A 23154-nucleotide genomic window follows, 5' to 3' on the forward strand; every position below is an offset into this window, starting at 1 on the left:
TTTAAAAAGGCTAAATTACAAAGCAATATCACACTTTTTTAGCTATTGTTTTTAAGTTGATCGACCCTCATATCTGTATCGTATGAGTTATTAAATAAAAGGTATAAAGCATGAAAAACGAACTCGACAATAAACAGATTTTGGCCGTTTATGAACGTATAATTCAAAAAGGCGAAATGACTGATGAAGGTAAACATTATCAAGGGGTTACTGCTTATTCTGACGTAGACGGTTACACCGTATATTTACAAGGTAGCGGCGTAGAACTGCGCTTTGGTTTTCATAATACTTACCACCTTGACTACCAACATGAAAAGCATAAGGACGACTTTTTGAAAAAATTATATAACATTGCAAACGAGCGCTAATGCACCCACGAAAACTAAGACACCGCCCTACCAGTAAGCTCAATACTACTTTTATTAACCAAGTAGTAGAAGAGCTTCAAGCTGATCCAAGCAAAATCTCAATTATTCAAAAAAACCTAGAACAGTACCGCTCTCAAAGTCATTTAAAGCGTGGTTTTTTACTGGCTATAGAGCGTTTTGATTGGGTCTTTGAGGCAAGCAAAGATATAGACTTTATTTGCCAGCAAATTTTAGCTGATGACTACATTGGCAATAGACTAAGACGTTACCCCCTACTATTTAAAGGCGTTATTAATAACGCTTAATTGCAATAAAAATTTAAAGTCAGAGCATCATGTTGTCCGAATCTAGTTTAAATATTAATTAATTTATGGGTCAACTATTTACACATGTGTTTATTAGAACACTAACTAATTGTAGGTTTAATACTCTTTTGCATTAAAATAACACTATTAGTACTCTAACTATTACGGTACTAACGATTTTATAATGATTTTCTTAATTTATTATAGTAACGAAATCATCACCATATCAAATACTCAAAAAAACAAACTTAACCATTTGATTTTATTGAATACATACCCACTTTAAAATCATTGCATTTATTCTATTAATCACTAGATCATTAATGTTCTATCTACATTTTAATATCTCGGTGTTTACCTTAGCCTTGAATTATTAGAGCTATTACCTTAAGCTTATCTTTATTGAACGTTCAATTAATAATAATTATGCCTAAAGTCGGAATGGAACCTGTCAGACGTCAGCAGCTAATTGACGCAACTATAGAGTCAGTTGCAAATAAAGGGCTTCAAGGCACAACGATAAACAGCATTAGTAAAAATGCAGGTTTATCGTCAGGCATCATTAGTCATTATTTTGGTGGTAAGCAGGGGTTAATTGAAGCCACGGTTAGGTACTTACTAACAAGCTTAAAGCAAGGCTTAATAAGTAAGGTAAATCATCAAACCACTGCCACTGAGCGTTTAATGTTTATTATCGAAGCCAACTTTGCGCTTGTACAACAGCGTAATGATACAACCCGAACGTGGTTAAGTTTTTGGGCGCAATCGATGCACGATGAAGAATTACACAGACTACAAAACGTAAACAGTAAACGCTTGCAAAGTAATTTAGCATTTTCTTTTAAGCAATTAATGCCTATTGAGCAAGCAAATCAAGCTGCAGAACTTAGCGCCGCGATGATCGATGGCCTATGGTTAAGAGCAGTACTGAGTAAATCAGACAATAATCAGTTTAAACACAGTGAAAAGTTAGCAAAAAGCTATGTACTTTCACTTATCAAGCAATATGGAGCCTAGCGTGACTACACCTGTCTATCAAAATTTTATTAACGGCCATTTTCTTGCAAATCAGAGCGGCAAAACATTTGATGTAACAAACCCAGCAACGGGTGAGGTTATTTACGCAGTAGAAATTGCCGACGAATTTATTCAAAACGAAGCCATTGCCAGTGCAAAGCAAGGTTTTGCACAGTGGTCAGCAATGACACCCGTTGAACGTAGTCGTATTTTATTAAAAGCAGTGGCTATTTTACGCGAGCGCAACGATGAGTTAGCACTCGTAGAAGTACTAGATACCGGTAAACCAATGCAAGAAGCAAATTGTGTTGATATTGAAACCGGCGCTGATGTAATTGAATACTTTGCAGGCCTTGCGCCAGCACAAGTAGGCCAACAACAAATGGTTGGTGATGACTTTTATTACACACGTAAAGAGCCATTAGGTATCTGTGCGGGTATAGGTGCATGGAACTACCCACTACAAATTGCATGTTGGAAGTCGGGCCCTGCCCTTGCTGCTGGTAATGCATTTATATTCAAACCATCTGAAGAAACACCACTTGGCGCAATTAAACTTGCAGAAGTATTTGTTGAAGCTGGTGTACCTGCAGGTGTGTTTAATGTTGTTCAAGGCGCAGGCGATGTAGGCCAGTGGCTAACGCAGCATAGCGATATTGATAAAGTATCGTTTACGGGTGAAGTAGGCACAGGTAAAAAAGTAGTGGCAAGTGCTGCCGGTACGTTAAAAGATGTCACGATGGAACTTGGTGGTAAATCTCCACTATTAGTATTTGATGATGCCAACATAGAGCAAGCGGTTAGCGCTGCTATGTTAGGTAACTTTTATACGCAAGGCGAAATTTGTACTAACTGTACACGTATTTACGTTCATAAAAATGTATATCAGCAGTTTATTGATGAGCTTAAAGCGCGCACTGAGAAAAACATTATTGCTGGCGACCCACAAGATTTAAATACTAACTTTGGCGCACTTATTTCTAAAAAGCACCAAGAACTAGTAATGAGCTACGTTAATAAAGGCATCGAAGAAGGTGCAACGCTATTAACCGGTGGTACAACGCTTTCACCTGAGTCTGCACCTAATGGCTATTTTGTAGCACCGACTGTGTTCATTGATTGCAACGACGATATGACAATCGTTAAAGAAGAAATATTTGGCCCTGTAATGAGCGTGCTTGTTTTTGACGACGAAGACGATGTTATTGCACGCGCTAACGCAACTCACCTAGGCTTAGCCGCAGGCGTATTTACTAGCGATATTAAACGTGCGCACCGCGTTATTCATAAGTTACAAGCCGGTATTTGTTGGATTAATGCATACGGTAACTCTCCTGCTGAAATGCCAGTTGGCGGTTATAAGCAATCGGGCATTGGCCGTGAAAATGGTATACAAACGCTTGATCAATACACGCAAACTAAGTCTATTTATGTTGGTATGGCCGACATAGAAAGCCCATTTTAAGGCGCCCTACTATGAGTAATCATTACGACTATATTATTGTTGGCGCGGGTTCGGCGGGTTGTGTTTTAGCAAACCGTTTATCTGAAGATTCAAGTAACCGCGTGTTACTACTAGAAACTGGCGGTAGCGATAAAAGTATTTTTATAAAAATGCCAACCGCGTTATCTATTCCTATGAATAGTGACAAATACGCATGGCAGTTTCATACGCAGCCTGAGCCTCATTTAGATAACCGTGAAATGCATTGTCCTCGAGGTAAAGTATTAGGCGGTTCGTCATCTATTAATGGCATGGTATATGTACGTGGCCACGCAAAAGATTTTGACGAATGGCAGCAACACGGTGCAAACGGCTGGGATTACCAATCGTGTTTACCGTATTTTCAAAAAGCAGAAAGCTTTTACCTTGGTGAAAATACTTACCGTGGTGGAAAAGGCCCGCTTGGCGTTAATAACGGCAACGAAATGAAAAACCCGCTTTACCGCACCTTTATCAAAGCAGGTGTACAAGCCGGTTACGCTTCTACAGATGATTATAATGCGTCGCAGCAAGAGGGTTTTGGCCCAATGCACATGACCGTAAAAGACGGCGTGCGCAGCTCTGCGTCTCGTGAGTATTTAGACCCTGTTAAATCGCGTAGTAATTTAACGATTATTACCGGTGCACTCGCACAACGCGTGATTTTAGATGGCAAAAAAGCCACAGGCATTGAATACAAAGTAAATGGCGACGTTAAAACCGCACATGCTGCAAAAGACGTTGTACTAAGTGCAGGCCCAATCGGCTCTCCACATATTTTACAACTCTCTGGTATTGGTGATACTCAAGCGCTTGAAAAAGCAGGCGTTGAAGTACAGCATCATCTACCAGGTGTAGGTCAAAACTTACAAGATCATCTTGAGTTTTACTTTCAATACAAGTGTAAGCAACCTATCACGCTTAACGGCAAGCTAGGCATTATTTCAAAAGGGTTGATTGGCGCGCGCTGGTTATTAACGCGTTCGGGTTTAGGTGCAACGAATCATTTTGAATCGTGTGCGTTTATTCGCTCAAAACCAGGTGTTGAATGGCCAGATATTCAGTATCACTTTTTACCAGCGGCTATGCGTTACGATGGTAGAAGTGCATTTGCAGGTCATGGTTTTCAGGTACATGTTGGTCATAACAAACCAAAAAGTCGCGGTAGTGTTACTATTGCTTCTGCGAACCCTGAGCAGCCACCAACTATTTTATTTAATTACCTTGAACACCAAGACGATATTGAAGGCTTTAGAGCGTGCGTTCGCTTAACACGCGACATAATCGAACAAAGTGCCTTTGATGAATACCGCGATGAAGAAATTCAACCTGGTAAACATATTCAAACAGATGAAGAAATAGATGCTTTTGTTCGCCAAGCCGTAGAAAGTGCCTACCACCCTTCTTGCTCATGCAAAATGGGTGAAGATGATATGGCCGTTGTTAATTCAAATACGCAAGTACATGGTATTGAAGGACTGCGTGTTGTTGACTCATCTATATTCCCAACAGTTCCTAACGGAAACTTGAATGCACCTACCATTATGGTTGCCGAAAAAGCAGCTGACATAATTTTGGGTAAAAACCCATTACAGAAATCGGATGTGAATGTTGCCATAACAACAAACTGGCAAGAAACACAACGTAGTTCAAAGATCTAACTTTAGCCACATGCTCAGGTTTAGCCTCGTCGGGCTAAACCTGAGCGTGCCTTGCAGTGGCACACGATGTAAATAGGTTACGTTGTGTTAATGCGAGAATAAAACAATAAAATACGGAGTGCTTATGAATTATTTTTATTCATTATTGGAGGGTAACAATGACTATTTGGCTTAATGCAGGCATCATTTTTACTTTACTCGCAGTTGTTATTATCTTACTTAAATGGGGTAATGTACGTGTAGTAGGTGTAACACCGGTAAAAACCTTTACGTTTATAGCGATACTATTTACATCAGGCCTTGATGTTGGCCTTATTATGTTTCCTTTAACTGAGTTTGCAGGTTATGCAGACATAAAAGCAAGCCCAGAATACGCGTTTGCAAATCCACTGGCTATTGAATTTGGCTATTGGGGATTCTTGATCTGGGGATTTTACTTTCTTACGTGCTTTTATTTCTGTGTAATAGAACCTAAAGTTAAATTTTTCGAAATTCCTTGGGTCAAATTTATCAATAATGTTGTAATTATTGGTACATGTGCATTTACCGCTTATTTACTACTTACAAATTTACCTTGGTACTTACCCGAATTAGGTAACGGTACAAGTGTAGTTAGCGAGTTTTATTTAATTGTATTTGCTGCGATTTGTTTTGCAGTGTACTCAAGCACCGACATTAAATATGTGCGTATTTTAAGTATTGCGACTACGTGGTTATTCTTAGCGTTAATAGGTTTCATGTGGGTTGGCGCGTTTGTTATTGGTGATAGTGAAATGTCTGCGTTTACTAATAACTTGGGCTCAATTGGCACTTACTTTGCCAACATTAACGAATTTGTTTTACCGTTGAATGATTACCATGAGTTTTACTTATTTTGGTGGTTTGCGTGGAGCATAATGATTGGTCAATTTACATCACGCTTTGTTGGTGGACTTAAAACATACCAAGTATTAGGTGCGATGTTGATATTCCCTTCTATTCCTATTGCGATATGGTTTAGCGTACTTTATCACTACCATGAAGCAGGGATCCCAACTCAAGGTATTAAAAACTTTGCTATGGTATTTGTAGGTATTGTATTTGTAATCAACTCACTCGACTCGTTAGTGCGTTTATATACAGATAACCTAAACCTTACCGTTAAACGTTTTGGTAAAATGAAATATATACTTGGGAATGTTGTCGCTCTGTCTCTATTAACACTATTATTTAAACTAGAGTTTTTACAAATTCAGTGGGTAGGCGCATTAGTTATTGGACTATTCTTTCTGTGTGCTGCTTTTATTGGATACAGTAAATTTAAAACAGTCAAAAATATAGACAGCTCACCAAAAGCAAACAAGATTGATTACACAAAAATAGACACAGTACACTAGGGATAAACAATGAATAACAAACTAAAACAACTTGTAGTAGCACTACCATTTGCACTTTTATCAACAACAGCAGCTGCTGATTGGTCAACAACAATCACGGCAGCGTCTGACTACACATTTAATGGTGTAACACAGACAGATAACGACCCTGCAATTCAAGGCAGCTTAGATTATGCTTTTGATAGCGGTGTATACGCCGGTGTTTGGGCGTCAAATGTAGATTTTGGTGATGACACTGATTTTGAACTTGATGCTTATGTAGGCAAGTATGTGCAGCTTGATGAGCAGTTTAGCGTTGACTACGGTATTGCTTATTACACTTATCAAGGTAATAACAGCGATGGTAACTACGCTGAAGCTTACACTAAGTTTGGCTATGCGAGTGAATACGGCCAAACTGAGCTTAACTTTTGGTATAGCTGGGATTACTTTGGTCAAGGTGGAGGTCATGTAATCTCAATGGTTGCACACACCTATGAGCTGGCTCCAAATCATGCACTACGTGCAAGTTTTGATATATCAAACTCACTTGATGGCCAAAAATGGGCGTGGGACGTTAACGAGAAAAAATCATACAACCATTACCGTTTAGCATATCAAACTAGTTATGAAGGGTTTGGTATTGAAGTGGCGGCTGAAAATACGAGCCTTGACTACGATTACGCAGATGAGCGTATCGTACTTGCCATATCACGTACTTTTGATTTGTAAGTAAAACACATCAATAATTAAAAGGCTTCTTATGAAGCCTTTTTTATGCTCTCAAGATAAGCGCATAAAGAACTCGCATCTAACGGTTTAGAAAAATAATAACCTTGTAAATGCGAAACGCCTAAACTGTATAACTTTTCGCTCTGATCAATTGTCTCAACACCTTCAGCAACCACATCAAAGCTAAGTGAACTGGCCATTTGTACCACTGCATTTACAATACTCAGACCTTTTTTATCGACATCTTGAATAAACGTTTTATCTATTTTTACGATATCCACACCAATATCTAACATACTTGATAAGGATGAATAGCCAGTACCAAAGTCATCTATCGATATCCTAGCCCCTAACTCTTGCAAAGATTTAACCGTTGATAAAAATGTACTTTTATCCTTAGCAAATACTGACTCAGTGATTTCTATATGTAACTTATCAGCTGGAAAGCTAAGTTTTCTTAAAATATCAGCAACTTCAACAACAAATTTTTGCCCTTGAAGCTGCATAACAGAGACATTAACACTAATTGATAAATCGGGAATGATTCTCTGAAACTCGAGCCCTTGAATACACGCGTTTTTTAAAACCCAGAGTCCAATTTCACTAATCATCCCATATTGCTCTGCAATAGGAATAAACTCATCCGGTGGAACCGGTTCACCATCCATTTGCCAACGTAAAAGTGCTTCAACTGAACTGGGGCGATTTGTACTAGAATCTATAATAGGTTGAAAAACAAGCGATAAACTTCCGTCTTGTACCGCAAAAGAAAGCCTGTCATTTAAGCGTCTTATACGCTCAAGTTGCATACGCAAATTATCATCAAAATAACTAATTTTTCCTCTATTAATACGCTTTTGATGATACATCGCCATATCTGCGTTTAGTATTAATTCGTCCAAATCACTGCCATGTTCAGGATAAAATGCAATACCTATCGTTGCACCTATTCCCGCTTTGTAATGGCTATTCGAGTGTACTTGTGTAATGGCACTAATGATTTTATTTGCAAAATCATTAGTTTTATCCTTACAGTTATAATCAGTAAGTAACAAAAACTCGTCACCTCCCCACCGACATTTATACTCATTTTGGCTACACACTGCTGAAATTCTCTGGGCAGTTTTTGTTAAAATCTGATCGCCAACCTCATGCCCCATAGTATCGTTAATATGTTTAAAGCCATCTAAGTCAATAAATAACAACGCAAATGATTCATTAGGGTATCGCGATAGCCTTTTTTTTGACTCTTTTAAAAAAGCGTTTCTATTCAATAATTGAGTAAGGGAATCGCTATTTGATAGATGATAAATTTCTTGTGTTCGTAATTCGACACGCTGCTCCATCAGCTCTAATAGTTCAATATTTTGATTTTTTAAATGGATGGCATTTTGCGTAAAGTTTGCAGCCTTGTGTAAAGCAATAAGCGTAACAAACCCAAAGCCTATACCTAATACTCCTAATACATTTTGATAATGTTCTTCAGATAGGGTCAGTAGCACTGAATATGGTATCAATAACAAAAATGCGTATATAAAACATGTTGGTCGATGCGCTGAAAGAATATTTGCAGAGCCACCACCTAGTGCAGAAAAAATGATGATTATACTTGTAAGCTCTAGGACGCTGAAAGATGAATGGAAATACAATCCATAACAGCACCAAATCAACGCCGTGAGGGTTACACTTAAAGAGAATCTATATAAATCAACATAACTCGCTGCTTTACTGCTTCGTTTAAAATAGTAAACATCTATCAAACGGATCCCTAAAACAACAACCATGATAAACCACCAAATAAGCTTATCGGTAACTGAAGTAAAAGACTTATCACTAAAACCAAAAACTATGCCCGTACTAGCAATAAAAGATATAAACAATCCAGAGTAGGCATTTAAATAAAGGATCCGCACACTATCATTTAATTCTTTTTCTATTAGAGGGCTCACATGCATTAAAGATATGCCTTTGTTTAATATTATCAACTTTTTATACTACTAAACGTAAGCTTTAAATTCGATATTGTCCAATATAAGGTGTCTTTTGATGTGTTTATTTTCAGTGCTATAGAAGGTAAAAACGATAGATATGAGCGTTGTTCTTCACAAAGCGAAGACCCTATGTACTTGCTATGTTGAATTAATTTTATTGAGGAAGTAGTTCAGCAAACACTACCTTTACTGAAAATTTAAATCTGCTAAGGGCTGTTTATCTTTCGAGGTTAAATTTGCAGCAGTCTGTTTGGTATTTAGGCAAGGCAGAGTCTATGTAGTGTGGTTATTTCCCATAAATAGGCGATAACGTGGAATAAATGCCAAACATGCGCTGCCCGAAGGGTTCTGCCTAGGGGCAATTTACTCTTTGTTGCTTGGTTTTAACTTAGCCCGCTAGGTTACAAACCTCACGCCGCGATTAAATCGCCCCTAGATTGAACAAATTTTAATCCTGAAAGGTCAACAGGCCCTAGTAAAAGGAATTTACTATTAAACTCGAAACTATACATATGATTATTGTACTTAAATAAAATTGTAACAGTCTTTCGAGGTGACTAATAAGCATTAATCACCTCGTTTTAGCTACTTTAAAGTTGCCATGCATAGCTAACTTTTGTAAAAAACGTACGCTGATCTCGTTCAATATTTTTAAGTGAATCGTCTTGGTACCCTCTATCTGAATACCCTAAATAAAATAATGTTTGTGCGTTAATTTTATATGAGTAAACAAGCTGGCTACCATAATCCTTATTAGTTTGACTAACCTGATAAAAGTAAGCTTTTTCGTTACGATCTATATCTTCAAATTGTAAAATTAACTTAAGTATTGAACGCATACTGAATTTATAATGAAGCCTAAAATCAACCAAGTTCGCTGTAAATACACGATCCCCTTGTGGGTTGTCTAATTGGCTGTAATTATGTTTCACATCAAGCTGCCAGTGGTCGTTAATATCCCATATTACTTGCGTTTGGGTATCAAACACATCGCCAATCTGCTCATTCGCATAATCAATTCGGCTAGCGTATTCAAGATATAACGAAAGCTTTAAATCTTTAGTAGGTTTGAACCCAGTGTAAATATATCCAATATTTTGATTATAAAAATTATCGTTATAATTTTCATAACGGTGCACTAAACCAATTTCAAAAATGGATTGTTTTTGACCTTTGAAGCTTAAAAAACCTTCGTATTCTTCTTCAAGTAAGTCGCCATTTTGCGCCCACGTTTTATCCCAGTCAGCTTCATATGACCATGAGGTAAGTAAATCTGACTCATCTCTGTACCATGTTTGTCCGCCACCTAAGCCTACTTTTTCATAATCGACTTTAGCTTGATAACCTAAATCAGTGCGGTAATCCTGCCCAATATTTTCATAAGAGGCGAACAATTTGTAATCACGTTTATCACGGGTAAGTTCCAGGGCATATGCTTCATCTGACTGAGTTTCAGATAAGTTATAGTTTTCAATTAAAAACGCCGAGTTGCGAATATCAGCCGTCGATACTTGATACAAAAGAGTATCCGATTGATTAAACCAATAACTACCATCAACTGACAATACTGTATTATGGTAGCTATCACTTTCTCTATGTGTGCTTGAAAGTCCAATAGTACCTTGCTGACCAATATCATATTGATAACGCCCAGCCACCGCATTCGTTTTTTCGTTTAAGCTTGCAAAGCCAGAGCCCTGATTCGTTGGCAGTAAAATATTACTGTTGTCGTCGTCAGCCAGCATTAAAGCATAACTATGATTGCCTGTTTTACCCGTTAATTTTGCGCCTAAATTAGGTTCTGCAATTGTACGCGTGTATAAAAGTTCAAATAAGCTGCTTTTAAAGTAAGAAGCACCATCTAAAAAGAAAGGACGCTTTTCAGCGTAATAAATAGAGAAGGTTGTATTTACATCAAGTTCTAAAGAGTCTGTTTCTACTTGCGAGAAATCAGGGTTAATTGTTGCGTTTAAAACAGCGTCTTTTGTTAAACCCCAGCGTAAATCTAAGCCCACTTCAGTGTCTATATCGCCATTATTCCAATCACCCGGTAATTCAGGTTTGTTATCGTTACGAAGTGCCGTCAACGTGGGTGTTAATTGAATATTTTTACTTGATTCAATGTCACTAAAGCCAACTAACTTATCAAACTGACAAAGGCTGCATTTCACATTTCTGTCAAAGCCCATGTTTGATAGCTGATATAATACATCTCGTTGATAGTTTCTCATTACAGAAAAACCCCACGTTAGCTCATTTTTATTTTCAGGAAAACGCAGTGCTTTAAAAGGAATACGCATTTCAACAACATAACCTTTCTCGTTAATTTGTCCTGCGCTATCCCAAATAGCATTCCATGAAGTATCAGAGCTCCACCCATCGGTATCGGTCATTCGTATATCGCCTTGCGCGCCCAGCGGGTTCACATGGAATTCATAGCCACTGCGTTCATCATTAAATGTATCAATAACAAGAATAACTACGTCGTCTTCCCAGAGCGTATCACGATCACGAAGTGATGCACGAATTTGCGTAGGGTCTGGGTCTTGTGCAACATAGGCAACATATAAGTTTGTGCCATCTTCATAGATAAAGGCATCAGTTTTTACAGGAGGAGTGCCTTTTTCATTAGGCTCGTCTTGGTAGAGTAAGGAAACACGTGTCGCATCTTTCCAATGCGCTTCATCCATAACACCATCAACGGTGATATTTGAATCAATGCGGGATAAGGATACTTGCTGTTTTTCAGCGGCTACATCTAGGCTGGATAGTAATAAAGAAAAACTTGAAAGTATAAAAATAATTTTTTTATTATGGTTATAAAGAGTTGCATAAACATCCATTTAAACTTGCTTTACTCGGTGTGAGTAATTTATAGGATGAATTGTAATTTAAGCGAGTACATTTGTTAATACCTTGCAAAGATTATTATGCTAAATATTAACGAATTAATAATAAAGGACTAATTTTAAAATGATAATTAAGTTTCGAGTAACTTAAGTTTGTTGTCTATACCATTCCATACGTCAGCATCTTCTGGTGCAGGTTTTACTTGTGTAATACGTGGCCATACAAGTGCAAGTTCTGCATTTAACTCAGTAAACTCTTTTTGAGATTCTGGTAATTCATCTTCTTGATATATAGCATCAGCTGAACACTCAGGTACACATAATCCACAATCAATACAATCAATTGGGCTAATAGCTAAAAAATTAGGGCCTTCAAAAAATGCATCTGCTGGGCACACTGATACGCAATCGGTGTACTTACACTTTATACAATTTTCGGTAACGACAAACGCCATAATACTTTAACACCTACTATTTTAAACAACAGCTGTGGATCATACCCATCCATCCCAAAAATACAATAAATAAGTGCCATATCAGGCTATTTTAACGTAAAATACGCGCCTTATGTTTGCACACCCGTTGTGCCCTGCATCCCCTTATTGTGAGCGGTAGATAAAACCCCGCTATGACACCTAAAAGAGATATAAATGATACGTTTAACCGAAATAAAGCTGCCACTTGATCATGACGAAGATGCAATTGGTCAAGCAATTGTAAATAAACTAAAAATCCAACCTGAACAATTGCACAGTTTTAATGTGTTTAAACGTGGTTATGATGCACGTAAAAAATCAGCTATTTTACTTATTTATACACTCGATATAGAAGTTGATAACGAAGCCGAGCTACTCGCAGCATTTGAAAAAGACCAACATGTAAAAGTAGCGCCAGACACAAGTTATAAATTTGTAGCACAAGCCAGCGAAAATATAACAGAGCGTCCTGTCGTGATTGGTTTTGGCCCTTGTGGTTTATTTGCAGGTTTATTACTTGCCCAAATGGGCTTTAAACCCATTATATTAGAGCGCGGTAAAGAAGTACGTGAACGTACAAAAGACACATTTGGCTTTTGGCGTAAACGCACACTTAATACAGAATCAAATGTACAATTTGGTGAAGGTGGCGCAGGTACATTCTCAGACGGTAAATTATACAGCCAAGTAAAGGATCCAAAACATTACGGTCGTAAAGTCATTACTGAATTTGTAGAAGCAGGCGCACCCGATGAAATTTTATACGTAAGTAAGCCACACATTGGTACGTTTAAACTTGTCACCATGATTGAAAAAATGCGTGCCCGCATAATAGAACTCGGTGGTGAAATTCGCTTTAGTACACGTGTTGACGATATTCATTTAGACGACGGACAAGTAACAGGTTTAACGCTTTCAAATGGCGAGCAACTAAACACTCGCCATGTTGTATTAGCCGTTGGCCACAGCGCACGTGACACGTTTGATATGATCCATAAAAAAGGGATTTATGTTGAAGCAAAGCCATTTTCAGTCGGTTTTAGAATCGAACATAAACAATCAATGATCGATGAATGTCGTTTTGGCACAAATGCGGGAAACCCAATTTTGGGCTCTGCCGATTATAAACTTGTTCATCACTGTGACAATGGCCGCACCGTTTACAGCTTTTGTATGTGCCCAGGTGGCACAGTAGTCGCTGCAACCTCTGAAGAAGGTCGCGTTGTTACCAATGGTATGAGCCAATATTCACGAAGTGAGCGCAACGCTAACAGCGCTATTGTGGTAGGTATATCACCAGAGCAAGACTTCCCTGGTAATCCACTTGCTGGAATAGACTTACAACGCAAACTTGAAGAGCAAGCGTATGAGCTTGGTGGTAGCAACTACGATGCACCAGCACAGTTAATTGGAGATTTCTTAAAAGGTAAATCATCTGCAGACTTAGGTGAAGTACAACCCTCTTACACACCTGGTATTAAGTTAACTGATTTGAGTAAAGTGTTACCACAATTTGCAATTGATGCTCTTCGCGAAGCGATACCTGCGTTTAATAAACAAATTCGTGGTTTTTCAACTAACGACGGCTTATTAACCGGTGTTGAAACACGTACTTCCTCGCCTATTAGTATTAAGCGCGATAAAACATTCCAAAGTATCAACACTAAAGGGCTTTACCCTGCAGGTGAAGGTGCAGGTTACGCTGGCGGTATTTTATCAGCGGGTATTGATGGTATTAAAGCAGCTGAAGCGGTCGCACTGTCTATGTTAGAAAACGCTTAAACCTGACGCTAACGTTGTTAATAATTTCCTATTTAGAACACTATAAGTATTAACACTAAAATTTAGGCACAAAAAAGCCTGAGTAAACTCAGGCTTTTTAAACTTAAGGGCGTTAACTATGACTTTTTAAGTGACAGTTTTTCGCCTCTTAAGCTTTTACGAACGCTTGAAATACGTGAGCGATTTACTGCTCTCGCTTCACCGGTTGCCTGTCCTGATAACTTGTTAGAACGTGTACGGCGTAAATGCGCTGGTTTTTTACCAATTTTATCAATTAGTACTTCACGATTACTTACTTCGTAACCTTCTAAATATACACGTTTGATTTTTTGGCCAATTAGCGTTTCAATTTCAAACAAGGTGTTTTCTTCTTCGCGGCTAACAAATGAGATTGCTTGACCTTGGCGACCAGCACGACCTGTACGGCCAATACGGTGAACGTAATCTTCTGCAAGCCATGGTAAATCAATATTAATAACACGAGGTAAACCATCAATATCTATACCGCGAGCAGCCACTTCTGTAGCCACTAATACGCGCACTTTACCTTCTTTAAATTCACGAAGTGCACGACGACGGTTACCTTGAGATTTGTCACCGTGGCACACACCTGCCGGAATACCATCAAGGTTAAGCTCTTTTACAAGCTCGTCAGCCGTTTCTTTCATGTTTACAAATACAAGCACTTGTTGCCAGTTTTTCTTACCAATCAATTCAGAAAGTAGCTCTTGCTTACGACGTTCTTCAACAGGGTAAACAACATGCTCAACAGTGCTTGCTGTACTGTTAGTTTGATCAACACGTACTATTTCAGCTTGTTTTAATACCTTAGATGCAAACTGTTTAATTGCTGCAGGGAATGTAGCTGAGAACAGTAAAATCTGGCGCTCTTCTGCACAGCTTTTAATAACGTTTTGCATATCTTCAATAAAGCCCATATCAAGCATACGGTCAGCTTCATCAAGAACAAGGTGCTTAACACTTGCAAGGCTTAAGTTACCTAAACGAATATGATCAAATAAACGACCTGGTGTAGCAACAACAATATCTACACCTTCTTTTAAAGCGTTTGCTTGGCCGGCGGTACTAACACCACCAAATAAACTAACGACTTTAAGCGATGTATGCTTTGCAAAATCTCTGAAGTTATTTGCAATTTGTTCTGCAAGTTCACGCGTTGGCGCAAGTACTAATGCATGAGGTGCATTCGTTGTGCTGAGTTCAGACTCAACCAATTTTTGGATGATAGGTAAAGCAAACGCGGCAGTTTTGCCGGTACCAGTTTGTGCACTGGCTAAAACGTCTTTACCTTTACGAACAGCAGGGATTGCTGCGCGCTGAATGGGCGTAAGAGTGTGATAGTTAAGTTCGTCCAACGCCTGGATGATTTCAGGAGCGAAACTAAAAGATTTAAAATTCATGCTGTATAACCTACGGCCACATTATCAAGGGTCGCAAATTATACAGTAAAAACGAGTCAACAGTTAGTCATTACTTCTATTTTAACGCGTTTAATCTGCTTTATAGCGTTTAAATATTAAAGAGGTGTTAATACCACCAAACGCAAAATTATTACTCATTACGTAATCGGTATTAATCTCACGACCTTGGTGTGTTATGTAATCAAGCAGAGCACATTCGTCATCAACGTTGTCTAAATTAATTGTTGGTGCAAACCAGTTATCAGCCATCATATTAATGCTTGCCCAAGCTTCTATTGCACCACAAGCACCTAAAGTATGTCCCAAATAACTTTTTAACGAGCTAATAGGTTTATTGCCAAGTGCGTTAAACGTTGCATGAGATTCGGCAATATCGCCTCTGTCTGTCGATGTACCATGCGCATTTACGTAACCAATTTCTTCTGGTTTTAGATTGGCATCTTGCAGTGCCATTTCAATCGCTAGTTGCATTGTTTTTGATGTAGGTTGAGTAACATGTTCACCGTCAGAATTGCAACCAAAGCCAACCACCTCTGCTAATATTGTCGCCCCGCGTGCTTTGGCATGCTCGTATTCTTCTAAAATAAGTGTACCCGCGCCTTCGCCTATCACTAAGCCATCACGATTTGCATCAAAAGGACGAGGTGTTTTTTTTGGTGTTTCATTTTTTGTAGATGTCGCGTAAAGGGTATCAAATACTGCAGCCTCTGTGATGCACAACTCCTCTGCACCACCAGCAACCATTATTTTTTGTCGGCCAAACTTAATTGCCTCATAGGCATAGCCTATACCTTGAGAGCCCGATGTACACGCTGAGCTTGTTGTTATAACGCGCCCTTTTAAACCAAAGAATACACCAACATTTACAGGGGCGGTATGCGCCATCATTTTAATGTAACTGGTTGCTGTTACACCCGACATAGAACCCGTTTCCATCATATTTGCAAAGGCGAGTAAAGGCGCAGTAGAACCCGTTGATGAGCCATATGCGATGCCCGTAGAGCCATCTGTTAGGCTTTCGTGTTCAAGTAGCTTTGCTTGTTCAAGTGCACACTCAGTAGCGCGAGTTGACATAAGTGACACTCGCCCCATTGAACGTACTTGTTTGCGCTTATAGTGACTTGGTCGCTCAAAGTGGTTAACTGGTGCTGCTAGACGAGTATTGAGTTCGTCGGCCATATCCCACTCTGGCATAGTAACAACCGCATTTTCACCTTTAATTAAGGCTTGTTTAAATTCAGACCAATCATCACCCAATGCAGTGACCACTGACATACCGGTTACGACAACGCGTTTCATCAAACCATGCCACCATTAACAGAAATTACTTGGCGTGTAATATATGCTGCGTCATCAGACATTAAAAAAGCGACGGTTCCTGCAACTTCTTTAACGCTCCCCATGCGCTTGAGGGGGATCATTTTCATCATTTCATCAATAGGTAATTCGTCAGTCATCGCCGTTTCTATCAAACCAGGTGCCACACAATTAACTGTAATTTTGCGTTTTGCCAATTCTAATGCAAGTGCTTTAGTGGCCCCAATAATACCGGCTTTTGCTGCACTATAATTTACCTGCCCTCGGTTACCAGCAATACCTGATACCGACGACATTGTAATTATACGCCCACCTTTGCGGCTTTGTACCATAGGCATTACAGTTGGGTGTACTACATTATAAAACCCATCAAGGCCTGTGCGTATAACACAATCCCAATCTTCCCCTTGCATGGCCGGAAATGCCATATCGTTAGTAATACCTGCATTACATACCACGCCATAATAAGCGCCATGCTGAGCTATATCTTGCTCTATTTGTGCCTTTGCCAGCTCTCTATCGCATACATCAAATTGCAGTAAGCTGGTCGTTCTACCTAAGTTATTAATTTCATCGCATGTTGCTTGAGCCTGCTCAACACCCGATCTGCAATGCACTGCAATATCAAACCCTTGCTCAGCAAGTTTTAACGCAATAGCTTTACCAATACCACGGCTTGAACCTGTAACTAAAATTCTTTTTATCATTGATTTTCTCTTATAAATTCCAGCGGATTTTCAGGCTGAAATACATTAATTTTTGCTTGGCAAAGTACAGTCTCACAATCATGTATTTGGCATTCAAATACACTCAAACCTGACTCTTCTTGATATAGCTTTTTCACTTCAATAGTCAGCTTAATGCCGTTTTTAAAACACGGTAGATAAGTTTGATATTTTCGCGTACCAATTAAAAAACCAATTTTTACAGGTTTATTTTCATCATTCGCCAACGCGCCAGCGTAAGCGGCAATAGACTGCGCCATATACTCAACGCCAATATAGCTAGGTACACCATTAATCGCAGGACTAAAAAAAGGGCTTTGCTCAGTGATAGTAATAATGCATTGTGCTTCATCTTCGCTATACGCTAAAAGGCTGTCGATTAAAATCATAGGCGCGTCGTGCGGGACCACTTGCTCAATAGGGTAATTAGTCAACATTAACTCCCAATATTAAGCTGGCATTATTACCGCCAAATGCAAATGAATTAGATAAGCAGTATTTAAGAGCGGGCTTAAACGCTTGTTTTATTATTTTTATATCAGCCAAATCACCGTCTTCTTTAATTGCGTTAAATGGCAGTATATGTTGGCCGCTATCTTTTAATAATAACCAACATATACCGGCTTCAATGGCGCCTGCAGCACCTAAGGTATGTCCTGTTAAATGCTTACTTGAACTAAGCGGGGTATTGTTGCCAAACACGCGATTAATTGCAAGTGCTTCCATTTCGTCATTTTTGAAAGTGGCCGTACCATGGGCATTAATATAGTCAATATCACCAGAGGATAACTTTGCACTTTTTAATGCTTTTTCCATTGATGCTTGAGCACCCATTCCATTAGGATCAGGTGCAGACATATGATGAGCATCAGAACTTTCCCCACTGCCTACTAGCATAATGCCGTTATTTGTTATTGGTGTATTTTTAGTCATTACAAATAAAGCTGCCCCCTCACCAATATTAATGCCGTCTCTATTGCTAGAAAAAGGCTGACATAAACCTGAGCTTAAAGAGGCTAGCGAATCAAAGCCATTAATTGTTAATTGACACAAACTATCTGCACCACCACAAATTACTACATCAGCTAAATCAGCATTTAACAACGCACGCGCACTAATTAACGCTTTTGCACTTGAGGTACACGCTGTAGAAATACTGTAACAAGGCCCTAATGCTCCTATTTTATGTGCAATGTAATGAGCGGGTGTAGCTAACTCTTGATCACTGTAACTAAAGTCATCAGGCCAGAGCTTTGTACTTTCATAGCTTTTACGCGCTCTTTCACCATCATGAATACCTGATGTACTAGTACCCATTACAATTGCAATACGCGACCTATCAATATGCGAAAGTTTATCTAAGGTTGGCTTAATCTGTTCTAAAGCTAGATCAATAAATGTATTGATACGTTTATTATTTGATAAAGCAATAGATTGAACTTGCCCTACATACAGCGGGGCTTGCTCAGCACTTAGGCTTTTATTTAAAGTTAATAAAGGAGTTGCAGGGTTATATTTATTTAAGCTTGTTGTGGTTGCATCTTGGCCTATGCCCATCGCACTCACAATGCCTAAATCATTCAGCCAATATGTCACTGTTCTACCTTTTTAAATGTTATTTGATACTGATGTAAAATATTGTTCAACGTTGTCGACTCATCACTATAGTCAATGGTGATAAATATACCCTCATCGTTAAATACCTCCCGATTAGAGCCAACCTGCTCTATTAAAGCACCCTCTAACTGCTTTTGTAAAAATGCTACTGGCCAATGTACTAATGCAATATCCGCCAAAATATAATGAGGGTCTATCCCTTCTACCGCCAACATCTTTCTTGTTTTTACTGGGCCATTTAAAGGTTTTTCAAGCTCCATAATTGGAAAGCCTTGCACTGTCATTAACAATAATTTAATTGAACCACTGCCATTTATAGCTAATTGAGCAAACACAGTGTGTTGTTTATGTTGATTCGTAATATACAAAACATGTTGCCAAGACTGTCCAAACATTTGTGTTGGGACGCTATTAATATTTAATTGGATATTAGGCGATAGATACACTCTATTTTTAGATGCCGTAAAACTCGTACATGCACTCAATACAGCAAATATAAATACAATACACACCGCATACTTAATTAATTTTGACATAACTGAGCCAACACATTTAAACGACGTTCACTTTGCGCAACAAATGGATTATTAGTATCCCATGCATAGCCCGCTAAAATAGCACTGATCATTTCTCGTACTTGGGTATTTTGTTCAGAGTAAAATATTACATCCTGAAAACGCGTATCGTACCACCCTGTTACAAATGTTCTAAAACAATCGACTCCAGCTTGTAATGGCTGTGCGTAATGGGTGTCAAAATCAACGTTCTCATCTTTTAAATAGCGATCAACAAGTGGGGCAATTAAATTTGCTGATTTAAGTGCAATTGTTACACCTGATGAAAATACAGGGTCTAAAAACTCCCCCGCATTACCCAATAAAGCAAAGTGCTTACCATATAACTTACTCACATTTGCCGAGTAACCTTTAATATTCCTTGCAGGAGTTAATAACTGACGTTGTGCCAACAGTGTTTTTAAATAAGGGTCTTGCTCTATAAATTGATTTAGCACATCGCTAGATTCGTCGTTATTAAAACGCTCCGACTGCGCCACAACCCCAATACTCGCAGTACCATCACTAAAGGGAATAAGCCAATACCACACATCAGAATATTGAGGATGTACGGTAATCAAAATTTTATTGCGATCAAAGTTTTTATCACTAATATTGTCTTTAAAGTGGCTAAAGTAAGCGCTGCGTACAGGAAAGTGAGAGGGAAGCTCTAAATCTAACAATTTTGGTAATACACGCCCAAAGCCACTTGCGTCCAATACAAACCGAGCATTAACGCGGTAAGCTTGCTGCTGCTCGTTGTGCACAAGTAACGACGCACCATTTAATTCGTCATTATAATCGACTACAGTGTGTTGATATCGAATTTCTACGCCTTGGTCTTGTGCTTTGTCTGCTAATAACTTGTCAAAGTCGGCTCTTTTTACTTGGTACGTAGTGCCTGGGCCTTGAGTAAATTTTTCGGTGAAGTTTATAGTTGTATTTTGCCCCGCCCGATGAAAAGCAGCACCATCTTTAAATTGAAAACCTAAAGACGCTGCATTGTCATGTACTGAATCAATTAAAGCTGCCTCTTCTAAGTAGGCCATGCATTGCGGTAATAAGCTTTCACCAATTGAAAAACGCGGAAACACCTGTTGCTCAAGTACAAGTACCCGCCAACCTTTTTGAACTAACAGGCTACTAGCCAGAGCGCCTGATGGACCCGCGCCAATAACAACAACATCGTACTGCTCAAGGTTATTCAATTTATTGTTCCTTTTGAGGCTTTAAAACACTTAGCGGTGATAAAAAATAAATAGCTAAGATCCCGACCATTACACTCAGCCCAAAGCTAAAAATAGCAGGGGTTTCAGAGGCACTCAGCATGCCAAATACCCACATTGATGACGCTGCAGATAAACTAATCGCCAGTACATTTTTGGGCTCTAACTTATTTATTTGATAAAAAACGAGGTAATCAATTGCTAAAGCAATAACAAGTAATGCACCGAGCAAATTAAATAACGACAAGCTACCTTGAATTACGTTACATATCCAGAGCATGCTCAACACCACAACAGATAAAATGGTTACTTGCAGAAGCGCTATCTTAATCGTAAACCGCCAGCTAAATAGCAGCCAGCTGATCAGACCCGCGAGCACCAAGCTTAATAGCAAATATTCGCGGTAGTCACTTAATAAAGCACTAATTTGTTGAGGTTTGTTATAAATATAAACACCTTTGCTTTTTTCAACTTCATTAATTAATTGATCAGATGAAATACCCGAAAGAGACATCCATGTTATCGACTGATTTAGTTCAACAACCATTTGGGAACGTAATAATGGTTTAAATGCACTCGTGGCGAGTGTTTCATAAGTGAGTAACGGTGATTTTGTGCTTTCTAGTGCTTGCCCTGTAACGCGCTCTGCAATATCCAAAACCCCTTTGCTTTTAGCCTGTTCAAACAAGGCTTGGTTATCGCTCTGCTTTTGTAAACTAGGCAACCAATGGCTAATGCTATTATGTTTAAAATTTGGGTTTAGTTGGGTTAAGCGTGTTAAAAATTGTTCTTGTTTTTGTAAAAGCGCTTCGTCGCTATTTGCAAACATAAAAACAATTTGGCTGTCCCATTGTCCAAGTAATAACAAATGCTTTTTTTCGTTTTAGCATTAAGTGATCGGAGCTTGCATTTAATAGCTTTACATCGTCATTAAAACTAATAGGTTTTATTAAAAATAACGCACTTATAAGGACTAATAACGTAATGAGTATTGGTTTTTTAAACTATTGCAGTATAAAAAAACCTTAATGAGCTTTTGACTCATTAATAAACTCGAAGGCGATAACGTGAGTGTAGATTGCCACAATGGCAAAACTAAAACTGTAAATAGCCAAGCACTCACTAAACCCGCAATAACAAACACGCCAACTTGAGATAATAACGTTAGTGGCGCACCTAGTAAGCAGCAATAACCCAACGTAGTCGTAATAAGAGACAGTAAAAGCGCAGATTGAGTCCCTTTGCTGTAGCCTTTTTCATGCTCTTTTTTGGCTAAGTCAGTCATACCATGAAATGCATAATCAATGGCAATACCAATCAAGGTAACTGCAAAAACAAGCGTTAATAAATGAATAGTCTTAAACAGTAACACCATAGCAATAGCGCCGCCAATAAGTGCACTCAGTACGGTAAAGCTTGCTAATAAAATACTGTTTAAACGCCTAAACACCCAAAATACCATAGCAATAAGGGCTAATAAGCTAATGCCACCAAACAGGCTCATCTCGTATTTAGCTTGTTTAGCATTTTCAGCCGTATGAAATAGCACACCAGAGTAAGTAATGCTTAAATCAGGGTAGGTTTTATTAAGTATATTGATCTGTTTAATTATCGAGCCAGCTAAATCAATTGATTTATTAACCCCTAAATTTTCAGGCGCTAAGTTTGCCAAAATGACACGGTATTCAACGCCTTTTAAACGTCGAGTTAAACGACCTTGTTCAAGCGTAAACAGTTGGCTTTGTTTTAAGTTATCTTCTATAAATGCCGCTAAGCTCAAACTTGTATCTTTGCTTAAAGTAGCACTTACAAATGGGTTGCCTAACTGATTTAATTGCGCAAGGTAATAATGTTCAAACGTTGTTTTTTTGCTTAATGTTTGTTTGTAAGTCTCACTTAATAACGCATGTTTGAAAGGTGAGAATGTTTGCGCTAAATCGTTAACGGACGGAAAGTTAAATGTGCTTTTAATTGCATTATCGTCGAGCCATTTTTGGAAATCATCAAATGCTTTATTTTTATTATTTCCTGCAAACGAGAACATAACACGGTTAGCATTTTGCTGAAAAAAAACATCTTCCGCATGTGCAATTTGGGAGTGCGACTTTGGCAATAAGCTAAACATATCGGCGCTAAACGTTGGTTTAGACAGCCAAAAAGCTGCAGCAAAAAGTAAAATTAAACTGCTAAACCACCCTACAATAACGGTAATTCGTTTTGTCACTGCACTATTCCCTTAATTAACCACTGCATT

At 38.6% G+C, this 23154-nt stretch carries 19 protein-coding genes and 1 pseudogene; 8 read left to right on the forward strand and 12 right to left on the reverse strand.

Going from position 1 to position 23154, the window contains the following annotated elements:
- Positions 1 to 110 precede the first annotated feature (110 nt).
- The 7 genes from P20495_RS07290 (at position 111) to P20495_RS07260 (ending at position 6921) form a co-directional block, all read left to right on the forward strand.
- A complete protein-coding gene (locus tag P20495_RS07290) occupies positions 111 to 368 on the forward strand; it encodes a DUF3081 domain-containing protein (protein ID WP_007376364.1) in 258 nt (85 codons plus the stop codon).
- Complete coding sequence (locus tag P20495_RS07285) at positions 368 to 673, forward strand: hypothetical protein (protein WP_008137164.1); 306 nt, start codon at positions 368 to 370, stop codon at positions 671 to 673. The genes P20495_RS07290 and P20495_RS07285 overlap by 1 nt, the downstream gene beginning before the upstream one ends.
- Before the next feature lie 441 nt (positions 674 to 1114).
- Complete coding sequence (betI, locus tag P20495_RS07280) at positions 1115 to 1690, forward strand: transcriptional regulator BetI (protein ID WP_008137165.1); 576 nt, start codon at positions 1115 to 1117, stop codon at positions 1688 to 1690.
- Position 1691: 1 nt separating this feature from the next.
- A complete protein-coding gene (betB, locus tag P20495_RS07275) occupies positions 1692 to 3155 on the forward strand; it encodes a betaine-aldehyde dehydrogenase (protein WP_008137166.1) in 1464 nt (487 codons plus the stop codon).
- Positions 3156 to 3166: 11 nt separating this feature from the next.
- Entirely contained in the window at positions 3167 to 4834 is a 1668-nt protein-coding gene (gene betA / locus P20495_RS07270) for a choline dehydrogenase (RefSeq protein WP_007376368.1), read from the forward strand.
- A 158-nt stretch (positions 4835 to 4992) separates the two neighbouring features.
- The gene (locus P20495_RS07265; RefSeq protein WP_008137167.1) at positions 4993 to 6210 is read left to right on the forward strand and encodes a BCCT family transporter; all 1218 of its coding nucleotides are present in this window, start codon (positions 4993 to 4995) and stop codon (positions 6208 to 6210) included.
- A gap of 9 nt (positions 6211 to 6219) precedes the next feature.
- Positions 6220 to 6921, forward strand: coding sequence for a TorF family putative porin (locus tag P20495_RS07260; protein ID WP_007376370.1), 702 nt, complete (start codon positions 6220 to 6222; stop codon positions 6919 to 6921).
- A gap of 29 nt (positions 6922 to 6950) precedes the next feature.
- Here the strand turns inward: P20495_RS07260 and P20495_RS07255 are convergent, their stop codons facing one another.
- From P20495_RS07255 to fdxA, 3 genes and pseudogenes are all read right to left on the reverse strand, one after another.
- On the reverse strand, positions 6951 to 8906 hold the full coding sequence (locus tag P20495_RS07255) for a bifunctional diguanylate cyclase/phosphodiesterase (RefSeq protein WP_242401488.1): 1956 nt from the start codon (positions 8904 to 8906) through the stop codon (positions 6951 to 6953).
- Positions 8907 to 9502: 596 nt separating this feature from the next.
- Positions 9503 to 11745: pseudogene (locus P20495_RS07250) on the reverse strand (DUF5916 domain-containing protein).
- 147 nt (positions 11746 to 11892) lie between these two features.
- Positions 11893 to 12216 carry a ferredoxin FdxA gene (gene fdxA, locus P20495_RS07245; protein WP_007376373.1) on the reverse strand — a complete coding sequence of 108 codons (324 nt, stop codon included), beginning with the start codon at positions 12214 to 12216 and terminating at the stop codon, positions 11893 to 11895.
- A gap of 195 nt (positions 12217 to 12411) precedes the next feature.
- Here fdxA and P20495_RS07240 point away from each other — a divergent pair, with 195 nt between their 5' ends.
- On the forward strand, positions 12412 to 14019 hold the full coding sequence (locus P20495_RS07240) for an NAD(P)/FAD-dependent oxidoreductase (protein WP_008137171.1): 1608 nt from the start codon (positions 12412 to 12414) through the stop codon (positions 14017 to 14019).
- A gap of 116 nt (positions 14020 to 14135) precedes the next feature.
- Here the strand turns inward: P20495_RS07240 and P20495_RS07235 are convergent, their stop codons facing one another.
- From P20495_RS07235 to P20495_RS22575, 9 genes are all read right to left on the reverse strand, one after another.
- Positions 14136 to 15440 (reverse strand): DEAD/DEAH box helicase, encoded by a 1305-nt coding sequence (locus P20495_RS07235; RefSeq protein WP_008137173.1) that lies wholly within the window; start codon positions 15438 to 15440, stop codon positions 14136 to 14138.
- Between the two features lie 90 nt (positions 15441 to 15530).
- Positions 15531 to 16760, reverse strand: a complete 1230-nt coding sequence (locus P20495_RS07230) for a beta-ketoacyl-ACP synthase (RefSeq protein ID WP_008137175.1) — start codon at positions 16758 to 16760, stop codon at positions 15531 to 15533.
- On the reverse strand, positions 16760 to 17485 hold the full coding sequence (gene fabG / locus P20495_RS07225) for a 3-oxoacyl-ACP reductase FabG (RefSeq protein WP_007378697.1): 726 nt from the start codon (positions 17483 to 17485) through the stop codon (positions 16760 to 16762). The genes P20495_RS07230 and fabG overlap by 1 nt, the downstream gene beginning before the upstream one ends.
- Positions 17482 to 17937, reverse strand: a complete 456-nt coding sequence (locus P20495_RS07220; protein ID WP_008137177.1) for a hotdog family protein — start codon at positions 17935 to 17937, stop codon at positions 17482 to 17484. The genes fabG and P20495_RS07220 overlap by 4 nt, the downstream gene beginning before the upstream one ends.
- Complete coding sequence (locus P20495_RS07215; RefSeq protein ID WP_008137179.1) at positions 17930 to 19099, reverse strand: beta-ketoacyl-ACP synthase; 1170 nt, start codon at positions 19097 to 19099, stop codon at positions 17930 to 17932. Before P20495_RS07215 ends, P20495_RS07220 begins: the two co-directional genes overlap by 8 nt.
- Complete coding sequence (locus P20495_RS07210) at positions 19096 to 19656, reverse strand: DUF3261 domain-containing protein (protein ID WP_008137181.1); 561 nt, start codon at positions 19654 to 19656, stop codon at positions 19096 to 19098. Before P20495_RS07210 ends, P20495_RS07215 begins: the two co-directional genes overlap by 4 nt.
- Positions 19644 to 20882, reverse strand: a complete 1239-nt coding sequence (locus P20495_RS07205; protein WP_008137183.1) for an NAD(P)/FAD-dependent oxidoreductase — start codon at positions 20880 to 20882, stop codon at positions 19644 to 19646. Before P20495_RS07205 ends, P20495_RS07210 begins: the two co-directional genes overlap by 13 nt.
- Before the next feature lies 1 nt (position 20883).
- Positions 20884 to 21729 (reverse strand): hypothetical protein, encoded by an 846-nt coding sequence (locus P20495_RS22570; RefSeq protein ID WP_242401489.1) that lies wholly within the window; start codon positions 21727 to 21729, stop codon positions 20884 to 20886.
- 144 nt (positions 21730 to 21873) lie between these two features.
- On the reverse strand, positions 21874 to 23124 hold the full coding sequence (locus P20495_RS22575; protein ID WP_008137187.1) for a hypothetical protein: 1251 nt from the start codon (positions 23122 to 23124) through the stop codon (positions 21874 to 21876).
- Between the last annotated feature and the right edge of the window lie 30 nt (positions 23125 to 23154).

Source organism: Pseudoalteromonas sp. BSi20495 (genome assembly GCF_000241185.1).
Lineage (GTDB): Bacteria > Pseudomonadota > Gammaproteobacteria > Enterobacterales > Alteromonadaceae > Pseudoalteromonas > Pseudoalteromonas fuliginea.